Source organism: Nostoc sp. (assembly GCF_035638895.1).
GTDB lineage: Bacteria > Cyanobacteriota > Cyanobacteriia > Cyanobacteriales > Nostocaceae > Nostoc.
In genome coordinates this window covers 1-6,294 of record NZ_DASQZC010000404.1, presented here as the reverse complement: position 1 = coordinate 6,294, position 6,294 = coordinate 1, and the positions used below count along the sequence as shown (strand labels likewise).

The window sequence follows — 6,294 nt, the reverse complement described above, 5'->3', positions numbered from 1 at the left end:
ACCTTGTCCAAAACGACTTGGCGCATTCCTGATGAAGTTCCATTTATGGAATCTGGGCTTGTACCTTTGGGGGCGGGGCAGGAAATGACATGGCAAATGGTATGACATTCGCATTGTGCATCAGCCGTTGTGGAATCTGGCATGGTACAAGAGCTACTCAGTACGCTGACGAGTGATGAAAGGTGGGGGGTGATGGTTGAGTTTGAGGAGGTTTACCCCGATGCAATTGCTCAACTGGTGGACAGAGCGCCTGATTGGGTGGAGTGGATGGCGTGAATCATCTGTTGATTGCCGTGTTTGGCAGACAATTTTTTGTTACTCAACGGTCAATACAGTGTAAACTCTGTAACCCACAGCGTACACCCGATCTCAGCCCCAGCGATCGCCGTTTCTACGTCAAATGAAACAAGTTTATTTAATTTTGAAAGATTAATCTCTGAATTAATGAGATATTAAGTTGAAAAACGGTTCTTCAAAAGTAATTGACACATATCCTTTGACATTTCGCAAACACTCGCCCTGGTGGAAAGTGCTGTTATTCAAGGTTGGAAGGGACTGAAGCTGAAAATGCAGCTTCGACTTGACAGTGTTGGCTCTGTCTACAGTTGACGGGAGCAAGTTTGTTTTAGCCCAAGATTGCGTCTGAATCAAGTTCCCACTGATGTTTGAGCAATTCTTGATAAGTCGTTTCCCTTATCATCATCTGCTTATAGAGCATCAGCAAGAACTCTTGAGCTTGTTCACGGGACATCTGCTGCACTTGATCAGAGAAAGTTCTAAGGCTAAATTCTTGTTCTAAAGATAATTCAATGGGTTGGTTCATAGCTTTTATTTGAGTTTGCTTATGTAAGCAAATATTGCTTTATATAAATATATGTTACGATAACTTTACAAAAGTTAAAGGAGTGTAAACCGTACCGATGTAGGTTTAATTGCCGCATCTGCTGCTGAAAACCTTGATATCACTCCATTGTGGCAACCCAAGTAAAAACCTAAGTCCTCAATTTTCCTAGTTTGAGGTTTTTAAAAGCATTTTTAGCCTCTGCTTCCGGCTGGTGATCGCCATACGGCGGGCGAAACAGCGTCATTGCTCAAAAGAAGAGATGGACAATACAATTATTCCTTTGAGTAAGAGTGGAATGGCACTAAGTTAAGCTGAAGGTTAGGCGGCGTAAGGATTGCAGAGGGGCAGGGGTGCAGAGGGGAATTTCTATCTCTTCTGAACGCAATGCTTAAAATTGCTTAAAATTTCTTCTTTCTCCCCTGCTCCTCTGCCCCCCTGCTGCCTCAACGATTTTCCCTTTTCTTAGTGCCATTGGGGTAAGAGTGAAAAGCGTATATCCCTGGTATTCCTAGATGAAAGGGTGCGGGGTTGCAGGTTCGGGTGTGGAGAATTAGGAATGTCTTGAACTGCTTGACGTACTCGCATTTAATTGTCTGAAACACACGAAGCTGCAACCCTACCCCCCAACAAGATAGCCCTGACAAGGTTTCACACGAGTCTTCGTGCCATTCCCCCATGATTCAGTAATACCAATTCTTCTTTCATTAGGCAACAGATGCAATTTATGAAAATGCTACTAATTTAAATTTCTTAATTGCAAATTCCAATTTTTCTATAAGTCATGCCTATATAATCCTTGAGAAAGTTTCCTCAACTCTGTGGGATTGCTACTATGACATCACAGTGGAAGTAATTTACCAAGTCATAGCGAATGAGGTTGCGGTTTTGAAATCCCAATTAACTAATCATCGGGTCGATTTACAAGATTGCACTATTTTTTATCAGCAAAGTAGGTTGGAGTCGAGTTCAATCCCTATCCTATTTCTACACGGCTGGGGAATCTCTACTGAGCCTTATCAAGAACTACTGAAACTCCTAGCACAGCACCATACTATAATTGCTCCTGATTTACCCAGTTTTAGGAGATCAACTTACTCTGGGCTACTTCCCGATTACCTTAACTATAGCAAATGTCTCCTTTCGTTTCTGGAAGTTTTGGATTTACAACAATTTCATCTAGTAGGACACTCATTCGGTGGTGGTATTGCTATTACTTTATCTACACTTGTTCCACAAAAAGTCAGAAGTGTAATTCTGATAGATAGTACTGGAATTCCTACGCCATCTATACCGGAGATGATCCCGCGAAGGGCAATCGAAATGACCGCTCAACTGTTTCTCCCAAAACTCAGGTTGAAATTAGTTGATATTCCTTTGGTTTTCTCCTACAACTTGTTGTTCAACACAGTAAATGTCATTCAAGGATTGCTAATTTCTTTATATGAAGATATCAGCCATCTATTACCAGAAATACAAGCTCCCTGTTTATTATTATGGTCAGAAAAAGACCTAACTACACCATTAAGTAACGCTCAAGAAATGGCGGCAATTATTCCAGATTCTAAATTAATTACTGTAGAAGAAGGTTTCCACGAATGGGGACTCTGGTATCCTGAGAAATTTACATCACTCATATTGGATTTTATCTGTCAACTTGAGCAATATTGATACAGCTTGAACTGGGGCAAAGTACAAGCTCAGTCATTGATCGCAACTGGTCGAATCGAACATACGTATATAGGTGGTTAACTTCGCTTCGGAGTGTACCTCTGTAGTCTGTAATTGGCTCAAAGCGGTGTAGATCGATAAAGCTTTGGTACTGGTTCAGTAATTCATGCTTCCGATTTCGTCTTCCCGGCTTTTTTAGAGACAGCAATTGTACTAATTCCAAACAGTAGACCTAGTAGGGAATTGGGTTCGGGTACTGATGTAGATGAAGAACTCAGGGTAATATTGGCAGCAGAATCTTGATAGATGTATGTTCCTGCCCGTCCCACTTCACCCGTCAAGGTAATTTCAGAGCTTGAAGTTTTTTCTAAGGTATATCTAAGAGCATCAAAAGCAATGCCAAAATCAACCACTAAATTCCAATTCGACCCAGAATCAAGCTCAAAATCGACATATTGGGTTAAGTTACCGCCATCAGTAGATCCTGGATTCAAATTCAGGTCTAGATTGTTGACGGATAGCTCCCAATCGCTCAAAGTCCCATCCTTTGAGTAAACTACAAATCCCGAATATTCACTCTCTGAAGGCAAAAAGTTCGTAAGGAATGGGCTAGTAGCATCGACTAAGGTAAAATCACCTGAAAATTCTTGTCTAGTTAGAATCGCTCCCAGCACGGGAGTAGCATGAAATACGCTTGCTACTACCAAACCAATCACGGCGACGCTAACTTTGGGGAGTCGAACTTGATTCATGGATTGGTTATGGTATTTAAATTTGTTGAAGGTATGCTATCACATCCTTGGCAACTTAAGATACACTCAGTACACAAAAAGTTCTGCGATGCCTGCGGTGTTCTCGAAGAATCGCTTAAGCCTAGAAATGGACAATACTATATTATATTCCCGTGGGAGATGGTGCTTCGGAGACGAGCTTCTCAGTGGATGAAGGCGGCTATCCTCATCGGAGGTTGCGGGGTATAGTTCATGCTGGTTCTCCTATGTTTTCAGTAACCGTAGCAATGTAGGTCATGTCCTCACAAAGCTCACCTGATTAATTGCATGTTAGGGTAATCAGGCTACAAAAGTTTAATCTACAAACAAATATTGCAATTTATGGATTTATGCAATGAAAATTACTAATATTTACGTCAAAAACAACTGCTTAGTATTTTGTACGGATGATGGATGTAAATCAGTTTATCCTTTATCAAATATTGTTATAGATACAGGCTTATCAATAGATTCACTCTCTCCCAACAACCTGACAGAATCGAGAGTGCAAGCAATTATTGAAGCTGAAGGCGAACAAATATCAATAGTCGAAATCAAAGGGCCGATCGGTAGGTTAGAAAATGCCGAAAATTGCCTTGATGTTCATTATAACGAAGTTTCTCATAGCTGCGTTTATTACTTTTCTGGGCAAGTCAATGATATCTTAAATAAAGTTTTTAGCTAAAGACAAATCATGTGTTTCTATTCTTGTTAATTTGACGAACCATCACGATGCTTCGTTATAAGATTTTAACTGGTTTTCATTAATACAAAACTGTTAAATATTATGTTCAGTTAGCGATTGAACATGTAGAGGATGGGTTGGAGCCAGTTAAGGAGAACAATTAGATCGCAGCCAACTTTTTGAGCGGATTTCTTCAGGTTCTTAATCATGTAATACTTATATAATGCCTATGTAATGCTTATAATCATCAGCACCAAGGTCTTGAGCGTTAGTAACAGGTTCAGATAAACTTGTTGTGTTAATTACAAAATTAAACTGAAATCTATGGCTAAAACTAATAAATCAGAAAATATCCCCAAAAAGCGGTTAAGCCCCCTTCAAATGCACTATATGTGCTGGAGGTATTTCTAATTGACGGCCCAATTACAGAGGAATTTGCGGCGGAAAATCCTGTGGTGTCTCGAACTATTGAAATTAAAGGTAGCAATACTTTAGCTGATTTGCACAAAATTATCTTCAAAGCATTCGACCGCCAAGATGAACATCTGTACGAATTTCAAGTGGGAGGAAACGGGCCGCAAGATCCAAATGCAAAACGCTACTGCTTGAAACAAGCATTTTCAAGTTCTGCACCAGGACCTACAGGGGATCTGTCTACTACTTCAATTGCAACGGTCGGCTTATCTATTGATGATGCTTTTGGTTACTGGTTCGATTTTGGTGATGATTGGTGGCACCAGATTGATGTAATAAACATACAAGACTTGGCTCAATCAGGTAAGTATCCCAAAATTACTAAGCGGGTTGGGGCTAGCCCTCCTCAATATGCAGATTTTGATTAGGAGAAGAAGCTTACCTATTTCAAAATACTAACGTAACAGGATTATTCAAAAACTCCTGCTCTTTCAATAATAAACCATTCATGATATAAAACTGCTAAAAAAAATTCCTCTCCCTTCAAACGTTCGCATACCGCCATAAATCCAGAGAAAAAAGGATCATTTTCATAGGTAGTATCAGACAGAAAAAGCGTTACAGAGTTTTTATCCACACTCCAGATACACCGGATTATGGTGATATTAGCATGATGTGATTTATCTATAGGTAATAATATCGGGCATCCTTGAACTGACAAAAATTCTGGCTGTTCATATCTGAGAACTGATTCCCAATCTTCTGGCCCTTCATGTTTCTCAATAATCCTATCCCATCTAACTGCCTTAATTTTTTCTAGGCTTTCTGCTGATAAGTCTGATAATTTCATAGCTTGTATCTCATGAAGCCTGTTTTAATAGCTAATATACATAAATCAGATTATCATCTCTTTATTCTAGTGGATTGCAGAGATATTTTTCTAACGCAGCCAAATCCAGTGGCCGCAGCTTTGATGTCAAAGATGAATATTCCAACAGATGAACGTCCACAGATGAAGGCAGAATGTTTGCGTCTGCTGGCAACGTTAAAATTAGACCCAGCAAGGATGCAACTAATTTCTGGGGAAGAGTTGATACGTATTTGAGGCTCGACGATACTGAGAAACAGGTCTTTCAAGCGGCAATCAGTACAATGGGATTAGATGAACAGGAGGAAATTATGGAGATTGTAACAAGTTGGCAACAGGAAGGCGCTCAAAAAACGAGAGAAGAGATTGCAGCCACACCAACATAGAGAAAACGAAAATTCCAACTACTGTGTTGATAAGAGCAAAAATTCTGGGGGTTATTTCAGTCTGTCGCAGTATCACCACTGTCCCAGCCAGAGTATTGTACTAAAAATCACCGCAGCGATCGCCTCCGGCGCGCGGGTACGCGATCGCACTCATAACCAAATGATCTGGATATCTGAACGGATCTAATGTCATGTTGATAATCAATGGCACAAATATCAGCGCACAGAGGAAAAAGCCGATTAATAAGCCAGCAGCGTTTATCAAACTCCAGTAGCGTCCCAAATAACCAAGGCGGAATTCCAATATCCACTCCTGCACTGGAAGCAGTGTGATATAAAATGCCATTGCTGCACTGACGTAATCGAGCATTGGGCTAAGTTGTACCCGTGTATTTAGCATATTTTACACAAGTTTTTAGGTCATCACCTCCGGTAGGCGGTTACGCCATCGCTTTGCGAATAAGAGAGTGAAAATTCTTGAACTGATAATCCAAATGAATCCGAAACAATTAGACTACTCCATTTTTGAAGCTGTCTCTGAGGCGATTCAAAGAGTTTGGACAACTGAAGAAAAAGAGTTGATTGCAAATGATTTCAAACTACAAAATCACCTAAAACAATGGCTAAATAATTCCTTGAGTGATACTTGTTGGCATCCA

The 6,294-nt window shown here is 40.2% G+C and carries 10 protein-coding genes; 6 read left to right on the top strand and 4 right to left on the bottom strand.

Features of this window, described 5'->3' with window-relative positions; all coding sequences use genetic code 11:
* The first annotated feature begins 141 nt into the window (after positions 1–141).
* Complete coding sequence (locus VE944_RS20095; protein ID WP_324980845.1) at positions 142–276, top strand: hypothetical protein; 135 nt, start codon at positions 142–144, stop codon at positions 274–276.
* A complete protein-coding gene (locus VE944_RS20090) occupies positions 273–404 on the top strand; it encodes a hypothetical protein (protein ID WP_324980842.1) in 132 nt (43 codons plus the stop codon). Before VE944_RS20095 ends, VE944_RS20090 begins: the two co-directional genes overlap by 4 nt.
* 221 nt (positions 405–625) lie before the next feature.
* Here the strand turns inward: VE944_RS20090 and VE944_RS20085 are convergent, their stop codons facing one another.
* On the bottom strand, positions 626–823 hold the full coding sequence (locus VE944_RS20085) for an NblA/ycf18 family protein (RefSeq protein ID WP_324980839.1): 198 nt from the start codon (positions 821–823) through the stop codon (positions 626–628).
* 906 nt (positions 824–1,729) lie between these two features.
* On the opposite strand from VE944_RS20085, the gene VE944_RS20080 reads away from it, so the two are divergent.
* Positions 1,730–2,512, top strand: a complete 783-nt coding sequence (locus tag VE944_RS20080; RefSeq protein WP_324980835.1) for an alpha/beta fold hydrolase — start codon at positions 1,730–1,732, stop codon at positions 2,510–2,512.
* Between the two features lie 164 nt (positions 2,513–2,676).
* On the opposite strand, the gene VE944_RS20075 is transcribed toward VE944_RS20080, so the two are convergent.
* On the bottom strand, positions 2,677–3,264 hold the full coding sequence (locus tag VE944_RS20075) for a PEP-CTERM sorting domain-containing protein (protein WP_324980833.1): 588 nt from the start codon (positions 3,262–3,264) through the stop codon (positions 2,677–2,679).
* Positions 3,265–3,637: 373 nt separating this feature from the next.
* Between VE944_RS20075 and VE944_RS20070 the strand changes: the two genes are divergently transcribed.
* Positions 3,638–3,967: a hypothetical protein gene (locus VE944_RS20070; RefSeq protein ID WP_324980830.1), complete on the top strand. Its 330-nt coding sequence runs from the start codon at positions 3,638–3,640 to the stop codon at positions 3,965–3,967.
* Positions 3,968–4,359: 392 nt separating this feature from the next.
* A complete protein-coding gene (locus VE944_RS20065) occupies positions 4,360–4,809 on the top strand; it encodes a plasmid pRiA4b ORF-3 family protein (protein WP_324980827.1) in 450 nt (149 codons plus the stop codon).
* A 41-nt stretch (positions 4,810–4,850) separates the two neighbouring features.
* Here VE944_RS20065 and VE944_RS20060 read toward each other — a convergent pair whose 3' ends face one another.
* The gene (locus tag VE944_RS20060) at positions 4,851–5,231 is read right to left on the bottom strand and encodes a hypothetical protein (RefSeq protein WP_324980825.1); all 381 of its coding nucleotides are present in this window, start codon (positions 5,229–5,231) and stop codon (positions 4,851–4,853) included.
* 173 nt (positions 5,232–5,404) lie between these two features.
* On the opposite strand from VE944_RS20060, the gene VE944_RS20055 reads away from it, so the two are divergent.
* On the top strand, positions 5,405–5,635 hold the full coding sequence (locus tag VE944_RS20055; protein ID WP_324980822.1) for a hypothetical protein: 231 nt from the start codon (positions 5,405–5,407) through the stop codon (positions 5,633–5,635).
* A gap of 100 nt (positions 5,636–5,735) precedes the next feature.
* Here VE944_RS20055 and VE944_RS20050 read toward each other — a convergent pair whose 3' ends face one another.
* Entirely contained in the window at positions 5,736–6,035 is a 300-nt protein-coding gene (locus VE944_RS20050) for a hypothetical protein (protein WP_324980819.1), read from the bottom strand.
* Positions 6,036–6,294 lie beyond the last annotated feature (259 nt).

Bases quoted from the DNA above. Each gene is read 5' to 3' on its own strand.
- VE944_RS20095 (WP_324980845.1), top strand. From the start codon at position 142: ATGGTACAAGAGCTACTCAGTACGCTGACGAGTGATGAAAGGTGGGGG.
- VE944_RS20085 (WP_324980839.1), bottom strand. From the start codon at position 823: ATGAACCAACCCATTGAATTATCTTTAGAACAAGAATTTAGCCTTAGA.
- VE944_RS20075 (WP_324980833.1), bottom strand. From the start codon at position 3,264: ATGAATCAAGTTCGACTCCCCAAAGTTAGCGTCGCCGTGATTGGTTTG.
- VE944_RS20070 (WP_324980830.1), top strand. From the start codon at position 3,638: ATGAAAATTACTAATATTTACGTCAAAAACAACTGCTTAGTATTTTGT.
- VE944_RS20060 (WP_324980825.1), bottom strand. From the start codon at position 5,231: ATGAAATTATCAGACTTATCAGCAGAAAGCCTAGAAAAAATTAAGGCA.
- VE944_RS20055 (WP_324980822.1), top strand. From the start codon at position 5,405: ATGTTTGCGTCTGCTGGCAACGTTAAAATTAGACCCAGCAAGGATGCA.
- VE944_RS20050 (WP_324980819.1), bottom strand. From the start codon at position 6,035: ATGCTAAATACACGGGTACAACTTAGCCCAATGCTCGATTACGTCAGT.